The organism is Bradyrhizobium sp. SZCCHNRI2009 (assembly GCF_032485115.1).
In the GTDB taxonomy this organism is placed as follows: Bacteria; Pseudomonadota; Alphaproteobacteria; order Rhizobiales; family Xanthobacteraceae; genus Bradyrhizobium.
The window spans coordinates 305,674-326,483 of record NZ_JAUEUH010000003.1 but is presented as its reverse complement, the minus strand read 5'-3'; the positions used below and the strand labels follow the sequence as shown (position 1 = coordinate 326,483).

The 20,810-nt window shown below is 66.2% G+C and carries 19 protein-coding genes and 1 riboswitch; of the genes, 12 read left to right on the top strand and 7 right to left on the bottom strand.

Features of this window, described 5'->3' with window-relative positions:
* The first annotated feature begins 104 nt into the window (after positions 1-104).
* From QX041_RS13445 to QX041_RS13430, 4 genes are all read left to right on the top strand, one after another.
* Positions 105-1,499 (top strand): OmpA family protein, encoded by a 1,395-nt coding sequence (locus QX041_RS13445; RefSeq protein ID WP_316165605.1) that lies wholly within the window; start codon positions 105-107, stop codon positions 1,497-1,499.
* Positions 1,500-1,503: 4 nt separating this feature from the next.
* Positions 1,504-1,809: a hypothetical protein gene (locus tag QX041_RS13440; protein WP_316165604.1), complete on the top strand. Its 306-nt coding sequence runs from the start codon at positions 1,504-1,506 to the stop codon at positions 1,807-1,809.
* A gap of 501 nt (positions 1,810-2,310) precedes the next feature.
* Entirely contained in the window at positions 2,311-3,366 is a 1,056-nt protein-coding gene (locus QX041_RS13435) for a lysylphosphatidylglycerol synthase domain-containing protein (RefSeq protein WP_316165603.1), read from the top strand.
* A 28-nt stretch (positions 3,367-3,394) separates the two neighbouring features.
* Complete coding sequence (locus tag QX041_RS13430) at positions 3,395-4,702, top strand: ATP-binding protein (protein WP_316165602.1); 1,308 nt, start codon at positions 3,395-3,397, stop codon at positions 4,700-4,702.
* A 122-nt stretch (positions 4,703-4,824) separates the two neighbouring features.
* Here the strand turns inward: QX041_RS13430 and QX041_RS13425 are convergent, their stop codons facing one another.
* Complete coding sequence (locus QX041_RS13425) at positions 4,825-5,340, bottom strand: GcrA family cell cycle regulator (protein WP_315717142.1); 516 nt, start codon at positions 5,338-5,340, stop codon at positions 4,825-4,827.
* Between the two features lie 477 nt (positions 5,341-5,817).
* On the opposite strand from QX041_RS13425, the gene QX041_RS13420 reads away from it, so the two are divergent.
* From QX041_RS13420 to QX041_RS13410, 3 genes are all read left to right on the top strand, one after another.
* The gene (locus QX041_RS13420; protein ID WP_316165600.1) at positions 5,818-7,029 is read left to right on the top strand and encodes an aspartate aminotransferase family protein; all 1,212 of its coding nucleotides are present in this window, start codon (positions 5,818-5,820) and stop codon (positions 7,027-7,029) included.
* 8 nt (positions 7,030-7,037) lie between these two features.
* A complete protein-coding gene (gene argF / locus QX041_RS13415) occupies positions 7,038-7,964 on the top strand; it encodes an ornithine carbamoyltransferase (RefSeq protein WP_315717175.1) in 927 nt (308 codons plus the stop codon).
* 252 nt (positions 7,965-8,216) lie between these two features.
* Positions 8,217-9,212, top strand: a complete 996-nt coding sequence (locus tag QX041_RS13410) for an Hsp33 family molecular chaperone (protein WP_315717144.1) — start codon at positions 8,217-8,219, stop codon at positions 9,210-9,212.
* Positions 9,213-10,051: 839 nt separating this feature from the next.
* Here the strand turns inward: QX041_RS13410 and apaG are convergent.
* Entirely contained in the window at positions 10,052-10,444 is a 393-nt protein-coding gene (gene apaG, locus QX041_RS13405) for a Co2+/Mg2+ efflux protein ApaG (RefSeq protein ID WP_315717145.1), read from the bottom strand.
* 324 nt (positions 10,445-10,768) lie between these two features.
* Here apaG and QX041_RS13400 point away from each other — a divergent pair, with 324 nt between their 5' ends.
* From QX041_RS13400 to QX041_RS13390, 3 genes are read left to right on the top strand one after another with little or no spacing between them, the layout of a single operon-like run.
* The gene (locus QX041_RS13400) at positions 10,769-12,103 is read left to right on the top strand and encodes an OpgC domain-containing protein (RefSeq protein WP_315810687.1); all 1,335 of its coding nucleotides are present in this window, start codon (positions 10,769-10,771) and stop codon (positions 12,101-12,103) included.
* Entirely contained in the window at positions 12,103-12,861 is a 759-nt protein-coding gene (locus QX041_RS13395; RefSeq protein ID WP_315717147.1) for an SGNH/GDSL hydrolase family protein, read from the top strand. Before QX041_RS13400 ends, QX041_RS13395 begins: the two co-directional genes overlap by 1 nt.
* A 13-nt stretch (positions 12,862-12,874) precedes the next feature.
* Entirely contained in the window at positions 12,875-14,035 is a 1,161-nt protein-coding gene (locus tag QX041_RS13390) for a GDSL-type esterase/lipase family protein (protein WP_315751241.1), read from the top strand.
* Positions 14,036-14,112: 77 nt separating this feature from the next.
* Here QX041_RS13390 and QX041_RS13385 read toward each other — a convergent pair whose 3' ends face one another.
* The gene (locus tag QX041_RS13385) at positions 14,113-15,321 is read right to left on the bottom strand and encodes an O-succinylhomoserine sulfhydrylase (RefSeq protein ID WP_316165599.1); all 1,209 of its coding nucleotides are present in this window, start codon (positions 15,319-15,321) and stop codon (positions 14,113-14,115) included.
* Between the two features lie 76 nt (positions 15,322-15,397).
* A riboswitch (SAM riboswitch) is annotated at positions 15,398-15,477 on the bottom strand.
* Between the two features lie 112 nt (positions 15,478-15,589).
* On the opposite strand from QX041_RS13385, the gene QX041_RS13380 reads away from it, so the two are divergent.
* Both QX041_RS13380 and QX041_RS13375 read left to right on the top strand, forming a co-directional pair.
* The gene (locus QX041_RS13380) at positions 15,590-16,696 is read left to right on the top strand and encodes a 2'-deoxycytidine 5'-triphosphate deaminase (RefSeq protein WP_316165598.1); all 1,107 of its coding nucleotides are present in this window, start codon (positions 15,590-15,592) and stop codon (positions 16,694-16,696) included.
* A 130-nt stretch (positions 16,697-16,826) separates the two neighbouring features.
* On the top strand, positions 16,827-18,305 hold the full coding sequence (locus QX041_RS13375; RefSeq protein ID WP_316165597.1) for an MATE family efflux transporter: 1,479 nt from the start codon (positions 16,827-16,829) through the stop codon (positions 18,303-18,305).
* 4 nt (positions 18,306-18,309) lie between these two features.
* On the opposite strand, the gene QX041_RS13370 is transcribed toward QX041_RS13375, so the two are convergent.
* From QX041_RS13370 to QX041_RS13355, 4 genes are all read right to left on the bottom strand, one after another.
* Positions 18,310-18,711: an SRPBCC family protein gene (locus QX041_RS13370; protein WP_315717152.1), complete on the bottom strand. Its 402-nt coding sequence runs from the start codon at positions 18,709-18,711 to the stop codon at positions 18,310-18,312.
* A gap of 10 nt (positions 18,712-18,721) precedes the next feature.
* Positions 18,722-19,081 (bottom strand): VOC family protein, encoded by a 360-nt coding sequence (locus QX041_RS13365; protein WP_315751247.1) that lies wholly within the window; start codon positions 19,079-19,081, stop codon positions 18,722-18,724.
* A 52-nt stretch (positions 19,082-19,133) separates the two neighbouring features.
* Positions 19,134-19,973, bottom strand: coding sequence for an AraC family transcriptional regulator (locus QX041_RS13360; protein ID WP_315827964.1), 840 nt, complete (start codon positions 19,971-19,973; stop codon positions 19,134-19,136).
* A gap of 77 nt (positions 19,974-20,050) precedes the next feature.
* A complete protein-coding gene (locus QX041_RS13355; RefSeq protein WP_315827965.1) occupies positions 20,051-20,623 on the bottom strand; it encodes a methylated-DNA--[protein]-cysteine S-methyltransferase in 573 nt (190 codons plus the stop codon).
* Between the last annotated feature and the right edge of the window lie 187 nt (positions 20,624-20,810).

The following is a 20,810-nucleotide window of genomic DNA, read 5'->3' as shown; positions in this document are numbered from 1 at the left end:
CTTAGCCTGCGGTCACAACGTACCGTGCGGCGCTCCTCATTTCCGGTTTGACAGGCATGCAAGGGTTTGTTTTCTCTCTGCTTCCTCGATGCGACGGATGACGAATGCGCGGACTTTTCAGGTGGAGCGGGAAATGGTGGCCTGGCGTCATTCCGCTGATCGTGCTTTGGGGCCTCGCGGCCTGGACCAGCACCGTTCCCCTGGAGAATGATCTCGCCGGACGCAGTTCGGCCGTCCTGACGGGGGCGGTGCTCGACAGGACAAGCATCACGGTGGACGGCCGCGATGTCTCGCTGCGCGCCAATGCGTTTTCCGAGGCCGGACGCCGCGATGCGGTTGCTGCGGTCGACGGCGTGGCCGGCGTGCGGCTCGTCAACGACGAGACGCGGCTGGTCCCCGAGGCCAAGCCCTTCGTCTGGTCGGCCGAGCGCGACGTCGTCCGGGTGACGCTGGGCGGCAGCGCGCCGCTGCCCGCCTTGAAGGGCAAGCTGATGGACGCGACCCGGGCGGCGTTGCCGGGCGTGGAGGTCGCGGATCAGATGGGCCTGGCGCGCGGCGCGCCGGCGCGCTTCGAGGATGTGGCGCTGCTGCTGATCGGCCAGATCGCCAAGCTGAAGGACGGCAAGTTCACGATCTCCGACGGCGACGTCACATTGTCCGGCATGGCGCGCGAGCTCGGCGGCCGCGAGGCGATCGCGGCCGCGCTCGGAAAGCTGCCGGACGGCTTCAAGGTCGCCAGCAACGAGGTCAAGGCGCCGCCCTATGTCTTCCAGGCCTACAAGGACCCGGTCGCGGTCACCGTGACGCTTGCAGGCAACGTTCCCGACGAGAACATCCACGCCGTCGTCGTCGGCTCTTCATCGCGCAAATTCTTCAGCGAGAAGGTCGTCGACAATCTCAAGAACAGCCTCGGCGCGCCAACCAATTTCGTGAATGCGGTGGTGCCGGCGCTGGGCGCCTTGTCACGGCTGTCGACCGGCACGCTGGTGGTGTCCGACCGTGACATCAAGATTTCCGGTGATGCGCTTTACGACGCCGCAGCGGCCCAGATCCGGACCGGGCTCGCCAAAGATGTCCCACAGGGCTGGCAGGTGAAGGCCGACATCACGGTGAAGCCGGCAGCCGCCCCGGTCGATCCCACGGTGTGCCAGCAGCTGTTCTCCGACCTGCTCGGCAAGGCCAAGATCCGGTTCGAGACCGGCCGCAGCGACCTCGACAGGGATTCCACCGGTCTGCTCGACCGCCTCGTCGAGATCGCGTTCCGCTGTCCCTCCGCCAATGTCGAGATCATCGGGCACACCGATGCCGACGGCGACTCTGCCGCCAATCAGGTGCTGTCGCAGAAGCGCGCCCAGGCGGTGGTCGATTATCTGGTCAAGGCCGGACTGCCGGCCGACCGTTTCAGCGCGATCGGCTATGGCAGCACCCAGCCGGTCGCCGCCAACGACACCGCCGACGGCCGGGCGCAGAACCGGCGCATCGAATTCGTGGTGAGGTAACGTCATGGCCTATCTCGTTGCCTTTCACTGGGGCTGGCTGGCCGGCGCATTCGCCATCGGGCTGGCGATGGGCTGGGTCGCCGTGGTGCATCGCGCCCCGCGCGTGTCGGGCTGGCTGACCTGGCTGCTGGCGGCGCTGGCCGCCGGCCTGGTCGCGACGGCCGTGGTCTGCCTGATTCCCGGCCGGGCCGGCTACTGGCTCGAGCTGCTGCTGATCATGTTCGTGCCCTACCTCGTCGGCTGCGCCATCGGCACCTGGCTTCGGGCGCTGGTGGTGATCCGCAGCATGCGGACGAAATCGGCGGCCTGAAACCGCCGCCCCGGACTGCACCCGACGCCATCTGCCGAGACTGCGGCGGCGCGCCCGCCGTCCGCGTGCCCGGGTCATCGCAACTGCGAGACACGAAGGTTTGACGAGGCGCGAACCTGTCAAACGCGCGGCTCGCGCTTATCGTTGAGCCATGCTGACCCGCCGAACCGCTGGGCGCCCCGGAAGCCCTGGAGATTCGCGTTCCTCACCAAAGTTTAACCTGGGGTTTGCAGGCTGGCGGGGGCGTGCGCCGCCCCGCCGTCCTGCATGATGCCTTGTCCGATGCCTTTGCCTGATGTCTTGCCTCATGTGCGGCAAAACGGTGCATCGCATTTCGGTAAAGCCTGCTAAGTATATCCATGTGTACGCTTTTGTTCGCACGCTCCGTGTTCCCCAATGCGTCGAAACGCGCTACGAGGGCGTTGTATGCGCACATGATGCTGCGGCCTCCGGGGCGCGGTGTCCCCGGCCGTCGTGATCGGATCACGGTGAGAGGTGTAGATGCTTGAAGCCATACGCAGAGCGGCCACGTTCCTGCGCGAGAAGCAAGTCCTGCACAAGCTCGGCGTGCTGATCAGCATCGCTGTGATCGCGGTCGCCTGCTACGTCCTCTACCACATGCTGCGCGGCATCGACACCTACGAGGTGCTCGAGGCCATCAAGAGCACGGAGCCGCATCAGATCGCGCTCGCCGCGCTGTTCGTCGCCGCCGGCTATTTCACGCTGACCTTCTACGATCTGTTCGCGGTGCGCGCGATTGGCCACGACCACGTGCCCTACCGCGTCAACGCGCTGGCCGCCTTCACCAGCTATTCGATCGGCCACAATGTCGGCGCCAGCGTCTTCACCGGCGGTGCCGTGCGCTACCGCGTCTATTCGGCCCATGGGCTGAACGCCATCGACGTCGCCAAGATCTGCTTCCTTGCCGGCCTGACGTTCTGGCTCGGCAATGCGGCCGTGCTCGGGCTCGGCATCAGCTATCATCCGGAGGCAGCCGCCTCGATCGACCAGCTGCCGCCCTGGGTCAACCGCATGGCGGCGATCGCGATCCTGGTCGGTCTGTTGGGGTATGTCGCCTGGGTATGGACCAAGCCGCGCGTGGTCGGCCGCGGGCCGTGGACCGTGGTGCTGCCGAGCGGCCCGCTGACCCTGTTGCAGATCGCGATCGGCATCATCGACCTCGGTTTCTGCGCGCTGGCGATGTATGTGCTGGTGCCGGACGAGCCCAATCTCGGCTTCGTCGTGGTGGCCGTGATCTTCGTCTCGGCGACCCTGCTCGGCTTCGCCAGCCATTCCCCCGGCGGGCTCGGCGTGTTCGACGCCGCGATGCTGGTCGGGCTGTGGCAGATGGACCGCGAGGAGCTGCTGGCCGGAATGCTCCTGTTCCGGATGCTGTATTATTTGGCGCCGTTTCTCATTTCTGTAATCTTGCTGACGTTTCGCGAGGTTATCATCAGCACGCGGTCGAAACGGCTGCGGCAGGCCGCGCTCAGCCTCGATCCGGCCCCCCCGCCGGAAGCCGCTTTTGTGAGGAAACGCAGCGATTCCGGTGTCTGACGCCAGCTCAAGGGAACAGTAGGACGAGATGGCCCTCGACGCTCCCTCCGACACGCCGCTCTCGATCTTCACCCCCTGGCCGGACCGGCTGCGCCATTCCGCGATCATCCTGCTCGCTGCGGCGCTCGCGCTTGCCGGGCTCGTGCTGCTGGACGAGCTGCTGCCGCTGCGGGCCCTGGCGGTATTCCTGTGTATTTCCGCCGCCGCCCTTGTGCCGTGGCGGCTGCATGGCGCGGTCGCCAAGCGTGAGGAGGAGCGCCACGCCAATCCGGTCGAGGCGCCGGCCGTGAGCGCGGTGGTCGAGGGCATCCCCGATCCCGCCGTGCTGCTCGACCGCGCCGGCCGCGTCATCCACCTCAATGCCGCTGCCGCGCAGCTCGCGCCGGCCCTGCGCAAGGGCGAGCTCGCCCAGTTCGCGCTGCGCACGCCGGAGATCATCACTGCGCTGCGCGAGGCGATCGCCACCACCGAGATCCGCCGCGCCACCTATCACGATCACGTTCCGGTCGATCGCTGGATGGAGCTGATCATCACGCCGGTGCCGGTGCCGACGGCGTTCGGCGGCACGGACAAATGCATGCTGATGACGTTCCACGATCTGACCCCGCTGCGCCGGGTCGAGGAAATGCGCGCCGACTTCGTCGCCAATGCGAGCCACGAGCTGCGTACGCCGCTGGCGGCGCTCTCGGGCTTCATCGATACGCTGCAGGGGCCGGCCAAGGACGATCCGAAGGCGCGCGAGCGCTTCCTCGGCATCATGCACATCCAGGCAACGCGCATGGCGCGGCTGATCGACGATCTGCTGTCGCTGTCGCGGGTGGAGCTGTCGGCGCATGTCCAGCCCCACGCCATGGTCGACGTCGTCCCCATCATCCGCCAGGTCACCGACGGGCTGGAGTCGCTGGCGCGCGAGCGCCAGGTGGTGATCGAGACTAGCCTGCCGGACGCGCCGGTGACGATCGCCGGCGACCGCGAGGAGCTGCTGCGCGTGTTCGAGAACCTGATCGAGAACGCGCTGAAATACGGCGCCTCGGGCGGGCGCGTGATCGTCTCGCTGGAGCAGGCCGTCTCCGCCGAGAACGCGCCGGAGATCCGGGTCAAGGTGCGCGATTTCGGCCCCGGCATCGCGCCCGAGCATCTGCCGCGCCTGACCGAGCGCTTCTATCGCGTCGATGTCGGCGACAGCCGCGCGCAAGGCGGCACCGGGCTCGGCCTCTCCCTGGTGAAGCACATCCTCAACCGCCATCGCGGCCGGCTGCTGATCGAAAGCGTGCCGCGCAACGGTGCCGCCTTCACGGCGTGCTTTCCGCAGTCGAAGCCGGCGCGGGGCGCCTGATCGCCCGTCGCATCTGCGGCCCGGCGCGGGCCGGGCTCACGTCCATGGTCGTTGTGAGTTGAGGCCGCCGGAGATCCCAGGGCGATGCGGAGCATCCTCATCGCCCGTCGCGGCCAACTTCCTCAGCGCGTGGTCGACTTCGCCGGCTGGCGGCGGCGGTCGGCCGCGGGCTGATAGGCGACGCGCGAATGCTGCGCGCAATAGGGCAGACCGGAAAGCGCCTTGCCGCCGCAGAAGAAGAAATCCGCGCTTGAGGGATCGCCGACCGGCCAGTGGCAGGTCGCCTCGTTGAGCTCCAGCAGCGACAGCCGCTGGTTCATCGGCACGACGTTGTCGAATGCAACCGGATCGGGCTCCGCCTCAACCTCGAAAACCTGTGCGAGCGCCGTGTTGCCGCGCGCCACCGGGCGCGCCACCCGCATCATCGGCTGTGCCGGGCGGGCCGCCTTGCGCTGGCGCGGTGCCGCGGTGGCCGGGCTCTTGGCGCGGCCGGACAGGCCCAGCCGGTGCACCTTGCCAATCACGGCGTTGCGCGTCACGTTTCCGAGTTCCGCGGCGATCTGGCTGGCCGACAGTCCGGCTTCCCAGAGTTTTTTCAGTTGCTCGACGCGATCGTCGGACCAGGTCAATACGGTCATCGAACCTTTCCCTTCGCGTTGCGCCGGCCAATTCCGGGACGGCGCTGCGATGCTGTCTCAAGAAAATCCCTGGCGGCAGAATCCCTTGTCCCTCGCCGGGCACGCGCAAGGCACCCGGACGTTACGCAAACTCAGAGAACTTCGAGAGGGATCAGAACTGCCGCACGAGATGTCGTACTCGACGTTGAAAACGCTACAATACGGCGTGACTCCCGCGCAAGAGTCGGCGGCCGCAGTCCACACATTCCGTGGTTCCCTGTGGCGTGTCTCGAGGCGTGTCAGGCGTCCGGAATCTCACGGGCCGGCCCCCCATGCATCAGCTGACGCGTAGTTGACTCCTACCGCTGCCCGCATACAATAGATGCACGTGCCGCCTTGAAAAGGCGGCACATTTTGTTTTCCAGGGTGGGGTCCCTGATGCGCGATGGCGCCGCGTGGCGCGTGTCTCGGCCGGCCCGTCAGCTCATGTGATCCGCCATGACCAGTGTTGCCGCTACGCATCTCCTCCCCGTATTCGCCCGGGTCGATCTTTCGTTCGAGCGCGGCGAAGGCGCGTGGCTGATCGCGACCAATGGCGACCGTTATCTCGATTTCACCTCGGGCGTCGCAGTCAATTCGCTCGGCCATGCGCATCCGCATCTGGTCAAGGCGCTACAGGAGCAGGCGGCCAAGCTCTGGCACATGTCGAACCTGTTCAAGAGCCCGGATGGCGAGCGCCTTGCCGCGCGGCTGTGCGAGCAGAGCTTTGCCGACTACGTATTCTTCGCCAATTCGGGCGCGGAGGCGATGGAAGGCGCGATCAAGGTCACGCGCAAATATCACGCCGCCAAGGGACATCCCGAACGCTATCGTATCATTACGTTCGAAGGCGCGTTCCACGGCCGCACGCTCGCCACGCTCGCCGCGACAGGTTCGGCCAAATATCTCGACGGCTTCGGTCCGCCGATGGACGGCTTCGATCAGGTTCCGTTCGGCGACATCGAAGCAGTGAAGAAGGCGATCGGTCCGCACACCGCCGGCATCCTGGTCGAGCCGGTGCAGGGCGAGGGCGGCGTGCGCACCGCGCCGCTGCCGTTCTACAAGGCGCTGCGCCAGCTCTGCGACGACAACGGTTTGTTGCTGGTCATCGACGAGGTCCAGACCGGCATGGGCCGCACCGGCGATCTGTTCGCGCATCGCTGGCTCGGCGTCACGCCGGACGTGATGTCGCTGGCCAAGGCGCTCGGCGGCGGCTTTCCCATCGGCGCCGTGCTTGCGACGGCCGAGGCCGCGTCGGGCATGACGCCGGGCTCGCATGGCTCGACCTTCGGTGGCAATCCGCTGGCGGTCGCCGCGGCCAACGCCGTGCTCGACGTGATGCTGGCGCCCGGCTTCTTCGATCACGTCCGCAAGATGTCGTTGCTGTTGAAGCAGAAGCTCGCCGCCGTTCTCGATCGTCATCCCGACATCATCTCCGAGATCCGCGGCGAGGGCCTTCTCATCGGCGTCAAGGCGGTGGTGCCGTCGGGCGATCTGGTCACGGCGCTGCGCGATCAGAAGCTGCTCACCGTCGGCGCGGGCGACAACGTCGTGCGCTTCCTGCCGCCGCTGATCGTCAACGAATCCGAAATCGAACAATCGGTCGAGATGCTCGATCGCGCCTGTGCGGCGCTGTCGGGCGCGCCTGCCAAGCAGGCGGCCGCATCATGAGCAAGACCATGGGCAATACGCCGCGTCATTTCCTCGATCTCACCGAGATGCCGGTGGAGGAGCTGCGCAACGTGCTGGCGCTGTCCAGCGCGATGAAGAAGACCTTGAAGGCGCGCGAGCCGGCGAAGAAGCCGCTCGAGGGCAAGGTGCTGGCGATGATCTTCGACAAGCCGTCGACGCGCACGCGCGTGTCGTTCGACGTCGGCATGCGCCAGCTCGGCGGCGAGGCGATCATGCTGACCGGCACCGAGATGCAGCTCGGCCGCGGCGAGACCATCGCCGACACCGCGCGCGTGCTGTCGCGCTATGTCGACGCCATCATGATCCGCATCCTCAGCCATGAGGCGCTGCTCGAGCTTGCCGCGCATGCCACCGTGCCCGTGATCAACGGCCTGACCCGGCGCTCGCATCCCTGCCAGGTGATGGCCGACGTGATGACCTTCGAGGAGCATCGCGGCTCCATCGAGGGCCGCACCGTGGCCTGGACCGGCGACGACAACAACGTGCTGGCCTCCTGGGCCCATGCCGCCGAGCGCTTCAAGTTCCGGCTCAACGTCGCCACCCCGCCGCAGCTGTCGCCCGGCAAGCCGATGAAGGATTTCATCCGCGCCACCCGGGCCGACATCCATCTCGGCCACGATCCGGAAGTCGCTGTCGCCGGCGCCGACTGCGTCGTCACCGACACCTGGGTGTCGATGGGCGACAAGGATGGCGAGCATCGGCACAATTTGCTCAAGCCCTATCAGGTCAATTCCAAGTTGATGTCGCTGGCGAAGCCCGAGGCGCTGTTCATGCACTGCCTGCCGGCCCACCGCGGCGAGGAGGTCACCGACGAGGTGATCGACGGCCCGCAGTCGGTGGTGTTCGACGAAGCCGAGAACCGCCTGCATGCGCAGAAGGGCATCTTGGCCTGGTGCTTCGGCGAGCGGGCTTAGGGTTCGACGGCGCAATTTCACCGGTGTCGTCCCGGCCTTGAGCCGGGACCCATACCGCGTGATCGAACTGATTTGCAGCTGTGGCCGTTGCTCGGCGTAGTTGGAGCGATCGTGGTTCGTCGGTTACGGCTTAGCGTCGGCGACTACCACCGGCGTTCCTCGATAGCATCCGCGGTATGAGTCCCGGCTCAACGCCGGGACGACAGCCTGGGATGCCCTTCCATTCGTTTCAATCATCCCCAAATACGCCCCATGACAACCAATCCCCCCGACACCGACATCAACCTCGATACCAGCCGCGCCCCCTCGGCGGTGCCGGTCGACGACGCCGTGCTGCCGTTCGAGGTCGCGGCGCTCGATCTGCGTGGGCGACTGACCCGCATGGGCCCGGCGCTCGACGACATTCTCACCAAGCACGCTTATCCCGCGCCCGTGGGCAAGCTGCTCGGCGAGGCCATCGTGCTGACGACCTTGCTCGGCTCCGCGCTGAAATTCGACGGCCGCTTCATCCTGCAGACCCAGACCGACGGCCCGGTGTCGTTCCTGGTGGTCGACTTCCAGGCACCCGATCGCCTGCGTGCCTATGCCCGCTTCGACGAAGCCCGGCTGGCGGAGGCCAAGGATTCCGGCGGCCTGCTCGGCAAGGGGCATCTGGCGATGACCATCGACCAGGGCGCCGACATGAGCCGCTACCAGGGGCTGGTCGCGCTCACCGGCGGCAGCCTGGAGGAGGCCGCTCATGAATACTTCCTGCGCTCCGAGCAGATCCCGACCCGCGTGCGCCTCGCCGTCGGCGAGGAGTGGAGCGGCGGCAAGCACCGCTGGCGTGCCGGCGGCCTCCTGACGCAATTTTTGCCGCAGGCGCCGGAGCGCTTGCGCCAAGCCGACCTGCATCCCGGCGATGCGCCCGAAGGCACCGAGCTGCATGCGATCGAGGAGGACGAGGCCTGGGTCGAGGGCCAGTCGCTGGTCGCGACCGTCGAGGATATCGAGCTGATCGATCCCGCGCTGTCGGGCGAGCGGCTGCTGTATCGCCTGTTCCATGAGCGCGGCGTGCGCGTGTTCGACCTCGTGCCGCTGCAGGCGCGCTGTTCCTGCTCGCGCGATGCGGTTGCCAACATGCTGAAGAGCTTCTCGCCCCAGGACCGCGCCGACATGGTCAAGGACGACAAGGTCGTCGTCACCTGCGAGTTCTGCTCCTCGGTCTATCACTTCACCCCGCACGAAGCCGGCGTGACGGAGAACTGACTCTGTTGCGCTCGCTCCGCGCGTCGTACCGATCGTGGTCGAGCGACAACCCTCCGTACGTCATCGCGAGCGCAGCGACGCGATCCGCAGTCGCTTCGACAGTTCTGGATCGCGTCGTCGCTTCGCTCCTCGCGACGACGCTTGATAGGCTGCGTCGCACGGCATCGGAGAAAACGTCGGGAGTTCGTGTGCGCCGGCGATCTCGATTAGTTCGTTGTTGAAAATCGGCTTTCTCGCTGATCGACGCCACATCCATGCCCGTCGCGTTGATTGGTCGCAGCAACAAACAACTTGTGCCGTCGGGCAAATCACTGGCACATTTCCGCGCATCCTGTTGCCGCATGAGGGGCGTTTCGCGACCGTCACGGACCGTTGGCAGTGGGAGGCGACGGGCGTGTGTTGCCGCAGCGTAGTTCAGTCTGCTCGGACGAACGGCGATGCACGTACGGTCAAGTCGCGCGGTCCTGATATCCCGATGCTGATATCAACTCACGCTGAAGCTCCGCTTCGCGTTGAGGATGGTGGCCAACAAGCCCGGCGCACCAGGGAGAACGCGAAGCAGCCGTTAAAACCGTCGCGCAGGGAGGGCCGGGTCGTTCCGGCTGGACCTGTGGTACCTGCCGCCTGCATTTTTTCTGCAGGCGGGCCGCAGGCCTCAGCCGAGGCCCGGCCTTCCCTGCGCCCTCTATTTGCAGAGGGCGGGTGAATGGACAAGGCTCGGGCGCGGGATGCGTCGCGAGAACGATTTCGTGCGGCGCGGGTGCAGGATCTGTCGTATTGCAGCACAAGAGACAGCGAGCAGACGAGACTTGGGGCAGTCGGACTGCATGCCTTCTCAGCTAGTTCAACACCCGCTTGCCCTCGGGGCTGTCGAGCGAGAAGGCCGGCACGGCGATGTCGAAGTGCTCGCCGCTCTCGCTCTCCATTTGATACGAGCCGGCCATGAAGCCGGACGCGGTGGTGAGCGGGACACCGGAGGTGTATTCGAAGCGCTCGCCCGGCGCGAGCACCGGCTGCTCGCCGACCACGCCCTCGCCGCGGACCTCCTGCTGCCGGCCGATCCCATCGGTGATGATCCAGTGCCGGCTGCGCAGCCGCACCGTCTCCTCCCCGCTGTTGGTGATGACGACGGTATAGGACCAGAACCAGCGGCCATCGGCCACCGACGACTTCTCAGGCAGGAAGTTCGGTTCGACGGTCACTTCGATGTGGCGAGTCACGGCGCGATACATGGTGGCATTGTAGCGGAAACCCGCGCCGGAACCAATCGCGACGCCATCGTGCTTTCAACACAGTTCCGCATTATGGCACAAGAATCGCGGACTTTGTCGGCCGTACGCGCGATCCGTTCCTTGGACTCGGATCGGGCGCGGCAGGCAGCACCCTGGGGGCGATCGACCTGTCCTGCGTCGTGCGATCGCCCACCAACCGTCCGCCAAGGTCGAAAAACTGGGCGCGGCCCAGCTGATAAGTCCTTCATCGCTTGCGTAAAATCTGCGCAGCCCTACATTTCCCCTGCCGGGCCTCGAAGGCTGGCAGCCTTGACGCGGTGCCTGATGACGTCGATTGTCGATCGCCCTGCCGGACCGTCCGCCCCCGCCGCCAGCGCCGCACCCGCGCCGGCTGCGGAGACTGCCGCCGCGGCGAGCGCGGCTGCATCTGCATCTGCATCTGCCGTCGCGGCGGCGCCGGCCGTCACCGCTGCACCCGCCACCACCGCTGCTCCTGCGATCACCTTCCCGGCGGTCGGCGAGCGCGAGCTGCGGCTCGACCTGTTTCGCGGGCTGGCGCTCTGGCTGATCTTCATCGACCACCTGCCGCCGAACCTGCTGACCTGGTTCACGATCCGCAACTACGGCTTCTCCGACGCCACCGAGATCTTCATCTTCATCTCCGGCTACACGGCGGCATTCGTCTATGGCCGGGCGATGCAGGATGCCGGCTTCATCGTCGCCACCGCGCGCATCCTGCGCCGCGTCTGGCAGATCTACGTCGCCCACGTCTTCCTGTTCACGATCTTCCTTGCCGAGATCTCCTACGTCGCGACCAGCTTCGAGAACCCGCTCTACACCGAAGAGATGGGGATCATGGACTTTCTCAAGCAGCCGGACGTGACGATCGTGCAGGCGCTGATCCTGCGCTTCCGCCCCGTCAACATGGACGTGCTGCCGCTCTACATCGTGCTGATGCTGTTCCTGCCGCTGATCCTGTGGCTGATGCGCTGGCGTCCTGACGTCACGCTCGGGCTCTCGGTCGTTCTCTACGCACTCACCTGGGAGCTCGATCTCTATCTGACGGCCTATCCGAACGGCTTCTGGGCGTTCAACCCGTTCGCCTGGCAGCTCCTGTTCGTGTTCGGGGCCTGGTGCGCGCTCGGGGGCGCCCAGCGCATGTCGCGCATCATCAACTCACCGATCACGCTCGGGCTCTGCGTCGCCTATCTGGTCGCGGCCTTCTGCGTGACCCTGACCTGGTACATTCCGCAGCTCGGCCATCTGATGCCGCGCCGAATCGAGCAGTGGATGTATCCGATCGACAAGACCGACCTTGACGTGTTGCGTTTCGCGCATTTTCTCGCGCTCGCAGCACTCACCGTGCACTATTTGCGCAAGGATTGGCCGCTCTTGAAGTCGCCGTGGCTGCGTCCGCTGATTGTTTGTGGGCAACACTCGCTCGAGATCTTCTGTCTTGGCGTGTTTCTGGCGTTTGCGGGCCACTTCGTCCTTGCCGAAGTGTCCGGCGGCGCCATGATGCACGCGGTGATCAGCCTTTGCGGCATCCTCATCATGTGGGGGGTGGCGTCGTTGATTTCGTGGTACAAGCGTGAGGCCGATAAGGGGGCCGCGCGAAAAGGTGCGCGCAGCAACGCCGATCTGGCGGGAGGGGGCTGATGAAGTCCGTCTCGTGGTTAAGGTTGGGTATCGCAGCGCTGGCTGTTTCGCTGGCGGCCTCCGCGCGCGCGGAAGATGCGCCGCAGAACTGCGAGGTGCCGGCCTACCTGCTGACAACCGAGAGCCCGCTCCCGAAGGTTGCAGACGCCGTCAAGAATGGCCGCACGCTGGATATTCTCGTCGTCGGAAGCCGCTCATCCTCCATTGTCAGCACCTCCGACGCAAATGCCTACCCCGCCCGTCTGCAGGCGGCGCTGAAGGACAAGCTGCCGGCCGTCACCGTCAATCTCAGCGTCGAGCTGCAGCCCAAGAAGACGGCCGAGGAGGTCGCGGGCAATCTCGTTAAACTGGTGGAAGGAAAACGGCCTAATTTGGTCATCTGGCAGACCGGCACGGTCGACGCCATGCGGTCTATCGATCCTGATGAGTTCCGGCAGGCGGTCGACGACGGTGTGGCGACGCTGCAGAAGGCGGGAGCTGACGTCGTCTTGATGAACCTGCAATACAGTCCGCGGACGGAAACATTGATCTCCGTGCCGCCCTATGTCGACAACATGCGTGTGGTGGCGCAGCAGCGCGACATCCCGCTGTTCGATCGGTTTGCCATCATGCGGCAGTGGAACGAGCAGGGCGATTTCGACCTGTTCAATCCGACGCACGGGGTCGAGCTGGCCAGGCAGGTTCATGACTGCATCGGCCGGGCGCTGTCGAAGTTCATCATCGACGCGGCGCATATCGGGCCGGCGCAGCAGAACTAGGATTATGTCGTTCATGACGTCGAATGAGTGTCACCGCGTATCCGGGACATGGGAGAAGCTTTCGGCCGTTGCGGTCATTGCCATCGCCCTCGCGCTGAGCCCGCAGAAGGTACGGGCGCAGAGCGCAGCGCCGGCTGCACCCGCCGCGCTTTCCGATGTGAAGAGCTCCGGTCCGAAGCCTCCGTTGATCAGCGAGCTGCGACCGAGCATCGGTCACATCACATTGGCGCAGGCGAACGATCAGATGCGCGGGCCGATCGCCGCGGTGCGCCCGGCGGCCACGACCTCGCCGCCCGCGGCGACGACCGCGCCGGCCATGACCGATGCACAGCCGCCGGCTGCAGCCGGGCAGGCCGTCGCGGCCACGCCGCCGCAATCGCGCAGCATCACCGAGCGGGCGATCGACAAGGTCAAGCAGGTCGCCAAATCGGCCACCGACATCTTCAACCGCGTGCCGTGCCTGCCGCCGAAGGGTGTCGCCAAGAAGAACTTCATTTCGCTGCCGCACGTCGCCAACAAGCTCGCCTCCGGCCTGCCGGTCGTGATCGTCGCCTTCGGCTCATCGTCGACGCAGGGCTTTGGCGCGAGCGCGCCGGACTACACCTATCCGAACCGGCTCGCCGCGCAGTTGCGCCGGCAATATCCCATGGTCGACATCAGCGTCATCAATGCCGGCGTCGGCGGCGAGGATGCGCCGGAGATGATGAAGCGACTGGAGACGTCGGTGATCGACCGGCGTCCGGATCTCGTGATCTGGCAGGTCGGCACCAATGCCGTGCTGCGCGATCTCGATCCGGCCGAGACCGCCAGGCTGGTCGAGGACGGCGTCGCCAAGATCCAGGCGGCGGCCTCCGATGTCGTGCTGGTCGACCTGCAATATTCGCCGCGCGTCAACGAGCGCTCGGAGAACGCCAGCCGCATGAACAAGCTGCTCGGGCGTATTGCCGAGCTGCATCACGCCGGCATCTTCCCGCGCTTCGAGGTGATGCGCGACTGGCACGAGCGCCAGGCGATCCCGATCAACGAGTTCGTGATCTCGGACGGCCTGCACATGAGCGATTGGGGCTATGCCTGCTTCGCTCAGTTGCTCGGCGACGACATCATCCGCTCGGTCGGCCAGGTCAAGCTCGGCATCAACGCACCGGCCGAGGTGCCGACCTATCGGCCGATGTGATCGAGCGCGAGTGGGAAACAGCGAGTAGCGAATAGGGAAAGAGATCTTACTACTCGCTACTCTCTATTCGCCATTCGCTACGCCGCGCTGAGGGCGGCGTCGAGATCCTCGATCAGATCGTCGGCATGCTCGAGTCCGGCGGAGAAGCGGATGAAGCCCTCGCTGATGCCGAGCTCGGCGCGCGCCTCCGGCGTCAGCCGCTGATGCGTCGTCGTCGCCGGGTGCGTGACCAGCGTCTTGGCGTCGCCGAGATTGTTGGAGATGCGCGCGAGCTTCAGGCCGTTGAGCGTACGGAACGCAGCCGCCTTGCCGCCCTTGACCTCGAAGCCGACCAGGGTCGAGCCGGCGCGCATCTGCTTGCGGACGGTTGCCGCCTGCGGATGGTCCGCGCGGCCCGGATAGATCAGCCGCGAGATCTTCCGATGCGCGGCGAGGAAGTCGGCCACCTTCGCCGCCGTCTCGGTCTGCGCGCGCACGCGCACCGCCAGGGTCTCCAGACCCTTGAGCAGAACCCAGGCGTTGAACGGCGAGATCGACGGGCCGGTCTGGCGCATGAAATTGTGGATGTGCTCGGCGATGAACGCCTCCGACGACAGGATCACACCGCCGAGGCAGCGGCCTTGGCCGTCGATGTGCTTGGTCGCGGAATACACCACGACGTCAGCGCCGAGCGCGAGCGGGCTCTGCCAGATCGGGGTGGCGAACACGTTGTCGACGATCAGCCGCGCGCCATGGGCGTGCGCGATCTCGGCGATGGCGGGGATGTCCATCACGTCGAGCGTCGGATTGGTCGGGCTCTCCAGGAAGAACGACTTGGTGTTGGGTCTGACCGCCTTCTGCCACTGGGCGAGGTCGAGCCCATCGACCAGGGTCGACTCGATGCCGTAGCGCGGCAAGAGATCCTCGACCACGTAGCGGCACGAGCCGAACAGCGCCTTGGCCGCGACGACGTGGTCGCCGGCACGGAGGGGAGCCAGGATTGCCGTGGTGACCGCGGCCATTCCGGTTGCGGCCGAGCGGCAGGCCTCGGCGCCCTCGAGCTCGATCATGCGGCGCTCGAACATCGCCGTGGTGGGATTGGAGAAGCGCGAATAGATGAAGCCGGGATCCTCGCCCTTGAAGCGCGCCTCGCATTCCTCGGCGGTGGCGTAGACGAACCCTTGGGTGAGATAGAGCGCCTCGGCGGTCTCGCCGAATTCGGAGCGCAAGGTGCCGGAATGCACCAGCCTCGTTTCGGGACGATAGTGGGCGAACGACGCCGGCGCCTTCGCGGGGGACTTCGACATGTGACCTCCATCGTGGCCACCGCCTTGAGCGATGGGCACAAAAAAACCGGCCTGGGACAAAACCTCAAGGCCGGGATCACATTCGTCCCCGGCCTGTTTAGCGACTTATTTTACGTGGCTGCAAGCCGGCCGGCTCAAATCACCACGGGATAAGTCGTGCTCATAGTCGCAACCGGCCTTTCCGTCAAGCCAGCCATCGGATAACCGGTCAAAAGACCCTATATTGGCTCAATAAGCCGCCGTTCCGGCGCCTGCAAAGGATCAGGTCTTGCCGTTTTCGCTCAGCCCCGACGCCCACGGCATCCTCCCCGATCGCATGATCGTGGCGATGACGGAGGCTGGCCTGATCATCCCCGAATATGATTTCGTCGAGAGCCAGATCCAGCCGGCGAGCCTCGATCTGCGGCTCGGCGACATCGCCTATCGCGTGCGTGCGAGCTTCCTGCCCGGGCCGGGCGCGACGGTCGCCGAGCGCATCGACGAGCTCAAGCTGCACGAATTCGCACTTGCCGACGGCGCGGTGCTGGAGACCAACTGCGTCTACATCGTGCCGCTGTTGGAGAGCCTGGCGCTGCCCAAGGACATCGTCGCGGCCGCCAATCCGAAAAGCTCGACCGGGCGGCTCGACGTGTTCACCCGCGTGATCGCCGACGGCACGCGACGCTTCGACATGATCGGCGCGGGCTATCACGGCCCGCTCTATGCCGAGATCAGCCCGAAGACGTTCCCGGTCCTGCTGCGCGAGGGCTCGCGCCTGTCCCAGGTTCGCTTCCGCTATCGCGACGCGGTCCTGTCGGAGGACGAACTGATCGCGCTGCACCAGGCCGAGCGACTGGTGGATCGCGACGATGCCGATCTCACCGGCGGCGTCGCGCTTTCCGTCGACCTGTCCGGCAGCAATGCGAACGGATATGTGGGCTATCGCGCCAAGCGCCACACCGGCGTCGTCGACGTCGACCGCCGCGCCGGCTATCCGGTCGAGGAGTTCTGGGAGCCGATCAAGGCACGTACCGACGGCAGCCTCATTCTCGATCCCGGCGAGTTCTACATCCTGGCCTCCAAGGAGGCCGTGCAGGTGCCGCCGGACTACGCCGCGGAGATGGTGCCGTTCGATCCGCTGGTCGGCGAATTCCGCGTCCACTATGCCGGCTTCTTCGATCCCGGCTTCGGCTATGCCGGCGCCGGCGGGCAGGGCTCGCGCGCGGTGCTCGAGGTGCGCTCGCGCGAGGTGCCGTTCATCCTCGAGCACGGCCAGATCGTCGGCCGTCTCGTCTACGAGAAGATGCTGGCGCGGCCGAATGCGATGTATGGCAGCCGCATCGGCTCCAACTACCAGGCCCAGGGCCTGAAGCTCTCCAAGCATTTCCGTCTCTGAGCGCGGCTGCGTCTGCCGCGCACCCCCAATGCGCCTGCCGCACAGGGCGCGCGCCAGCGCCGTGCTAGGAAAGCGAGAGCAATCGAACGATAACACGGCCGCGGCCTGCGCGGCCGAGCGGGGAGCTGAGATGTCCGAGATCGGCCTGGCCGACAATCCGGTCGGCGAGGGGCGTGCGTTGCCGCCCCCCGAGAAGCCGGTCCGGAATAAGCTCGTCGACGGACCCATCCTGCGCACCCTGCTGTCGCTGGCCTGGCCCAACATCATCGCGAACACGGCCGGCACCTGCGTCGTCATCGCCGAGACCTCCTATATCGGCCGGCTCGGTATCGAGGCGCTGGCGGCGATGGCGCTGGTGTTTCCGCTGGTGATCCTGACCATGACGATGTCCGGCGGCGCGATGGGCGGCGGCGTGGCCTCGGCGATCGCGCGCGCGCTCGGCGCCGGCGACGCCGAGCGGGCCTCGACGCTCGCCACGCACGCGCTGCTGATCGCGCTATTGTTCGGCGCGACCTTCATGATCGGCATGCTGGCGTTCGGCCCTGCCTTGCTGGAGGTGCTCGGCGGCCGCGGCGCGGTGCTGAGCCATGCCACGGCCTATCTGCAGATCTTCTTCGGCGGCGCGATCCTGCCCTGGCTGATGAACTCGATGGCTGGCATCCTGCGCGGCACCGGCAACATGAAGCTGCCGTCGTTCATGATCCTCAGCTCGGCGCTGCTGCAGATCGTGTTGGGCGGCACGCTCAGCCTGGGCCTCGGGCTCGGCATGCGCGGCGTCGCCGCCGGCGCGCTGCTGGCGTTCTGCGTCAGCATCTCGGTGATGGGCTGGTACCTGTTCTCCGGCCGCGCGCGCGTGCGGCCGAAGCTGCGGGGCCTGAAGATCAGCGGCGCGATGTTCGCCGACATTCTCAAGGTCGGCGCCGTCGCCTGCTTCTCGCCGCTGCAATCCGTGCTGTCGATCGCGATCTTCACGCATATGCTGGCGTCGTTCGGCACCGCCGTGCTCGCCGGCTACGGCATCGGCGCGCGGCTCGAGTTCATGATGACCACGGTCGCATTCTCCGTCGGCATGGCCTCGGTGCCGATGGTCGGCATGGCGATCGGTGCGGAGAGAATCGCGCGCGCCCGCCGCATCGCCTGGACGGCGGGACTGGTGTCGTTCGCGTCGGTGGGCGCGCTGTCGACGCTGATCGCGATCGTCCCGCAATTGTGGGTCGACATCTTCACCCAGGACGAGAGCGCGCGCAGCGCGGGCCGGCACTATCTCCAGGTCGCGGCGCCGATGTATGCCTTCATCGGCCTGGCGATCTCGATGTATTTCTCCTCGCAGGGTGCCGCCAGGGTGCTCGGTCCGGTGCTGGCGCAGACGGTGCGGCTCGTCTTCATCGCTGCGGGTGGCAGCTATCTGTTGAGCCGTGCCGCGACCGAGGGCGACTTCTTCATGCTGGCGGCGTCCTCGATGGTCCTGCTCGGGGTGCTGACGCTCGCCAGCGTCATGCTCACCCGCTGGGGCCCGAAGCCGGCCGCAGCGCTGGAGCTGCGCCCGGCCGTGCTGACGGCCGGACGCGGCCTTGACTCGCGCGGGCCGCCGCCGGCGCGTATCGGCTGAGCCGCTATCCGCGCAGCCTGCCCAACGTGTCCTGCATCGCGCGCGCGCCGAGCTCCATCTGCTGATCGATATAGGGTGCGATCTCGTGTGGCAGCACGTCGGTGGTCCAGATCACCCGGCAGCGCTCCTCGCCTTCCGGGATGATCTGAAACGACGCACTGTGCTGGCTGATGCGTTCGTTCTTGATGGCATAGACGAGGCGCCGGCGTTGATCGTCGCAGTCGACCAGCTGCTCGCGCACCACGCTGCCGTTGGCGAAGCTGACAATGCGGACGTCGCCGTCGAGCGTGGTGCCGGTGACGAAGCCGGGCGCCACCCTGGTATGAACAGCGCCGAAATCCCGCACGGCGTCCCACACTGCACCCGCCGGGGCTGCGATCGGAATGTCCTTCTGGATGGATGCCATGGGCTTGACCTCACGGACACACGGCTTCGATGTTGTTGCCGTCGGGATCGATCAGGAAGGCGGCGTAGTAGGTCGGACTGTAGTCCGCGCGCGGCCCGGCGCCGCCATTGTCGCTGCCGCCGGCCTTCAGCCCCTCGCTGTGGAATCTGGCGACGGCCGCGTGGTCCTGGGCGCGGAACGCGATATGGGCGGCGCCCTTGCTGGCGCCCTTGTCGACATACAGCCACAGCGCCGGCTCCCCCTTCGGGCCGATGCCCGCCGACGCCTCGTCCTTGGAGCAGAGGATGTGGCCGAGCGGCGCCAGCGCCGATGTGTAGAAGCGGACGCTGGCGTCGAGATTGCCGACCTTGAGGCCGATATGATCGTACATCGATGATCTCCATGCTTCGCATGCGGCTGCCGCACGCGCTGGGATCATCCAATCAATGGCGGCTCAGATGGTCTTGGAGAATCTTGCGCTCGCCGCGCGAGGCCTTGCGAAACTTCGCCGGCGACACGCCGGCAGCGCGCGCGAAGGTGCGGGTGAAATTCGACAGATCGGCAAAGCCCGAATCATAGGCGATGGTGGTGACCGGCGTGTCCTCCTCGCTGAGACGCCGCGCGGCGCGCCGCAAGCGGGAGCGGATCAGATATTGATGCGGCGTCACGCCGATCGTCGCCGCGAACAGCCGCAGGAAATGGAACGGGCTGACGCCGGCTTCGTGCGCCGCAGCCGCCAGGTCGATGTCGCGCTCCGCATTGTCGTCGATCCACAATGCGCTCTCCACCGCGCGCCGGCGATCGCGCAGGCTCGGCGTCGCCGCCCGTTCCTGCCGGCCCGTGGCGGTCGCGACGAAGCGGCTGGCGATGATCTGTCCAACCTCGTCCAGACCGAGGTCCTGCTCGCGCGCGGCGACGGCCTGCGCGAGCTCACCGAGGACCATGAGCTCCGGCAGCGGCGGCATCGCGCCAGCCCGCCAGGCCTGGCTGTCGCAGCCGATCTCGTCGATGAGCGCATCATCGAAGAAGAATGACAGGCATTCGTCGCCGCAGACGTGATCGTGCGTGCACATGAACTCATCGCCGGGATGGCCCACCAGCAGCGAGCCGGTGACCAGCTCGAAGAAGCGGCCGCGGTGCCGGCAGCCGAAGCTGCCCTTGCGCACATAGGACAGCGAGTAGCCGGCATACTGCTCGACATAGGGACGCTCGCCAGGGACCGCTGCACAGCGGAACTCGGACACGGTGACGTCGCGGCTTTCGAACAGGATGGTGGTGGTCATCCTGTAAATCTAGCGCATTGCGGCGGAAAGAGGAGGGCGTCGTGCGAGATAATATCGCGCGACGCGCGAAGGCGGGCTTACAATGCGCGCGGCCTGTCGATGGCGAGAAACGCGTCGAACAACGTCAGGCCCGCATGAGGCTTTGCGCCTTCGAGCGACAGCAGCCGACGCTTGGAGACGATGCCGCTGTTGGGCGACGGCTTGTCGAGTCCGTTGCCGATGTCACGCACGCGGTGACAGGGAACGATCAGCACGAGCGCATTCCTACTCAGCGCCTGCGCGATCGAATTCAGCGCCTTGGGAACGTGCAGTTCGTCTGCGATCGCGTCGGCGGTGCGCGTCTCGCCGCGCGGAATGGCGCGAATGCAATCATAGACGCGCTGGTTGAACGGCGTGACGCCGTCGAGGTCGAGCGCAACGTCGGAGAAGTCGACGTCCTGCCCGCGCAGCATGGCCGCGATGCCTTCGATGGCGAGTTCAGTATTCGAACACGGGCGCTGCTCCCGTGCGTCGGGAAACTGACGAAACAGGCGCCGCCGCGTCTCGATTTCCCGTGCTTCCGGCAATTGTACGCCGGTGATTCCGACATCGCTCCACGCAATGCCGCAACGGCCGAGGGCCGTATCAAAGATCGTATACCCACGCCCCATGACGCCACCCCAACCCACACCACATCATATCATCGTCACGATCGCCCGCATCAACTTTGTTTACAAAGTGTTAACAGCGTGACCTGACCGGGGCGGGTTTGCCCTGATTTGGGTGATGGTTGTCAAGCGTGCCGTTGCGATCGCTGTCTGCGATCTCTGTCATCGGCATTGCGATCGCGGAATGCGG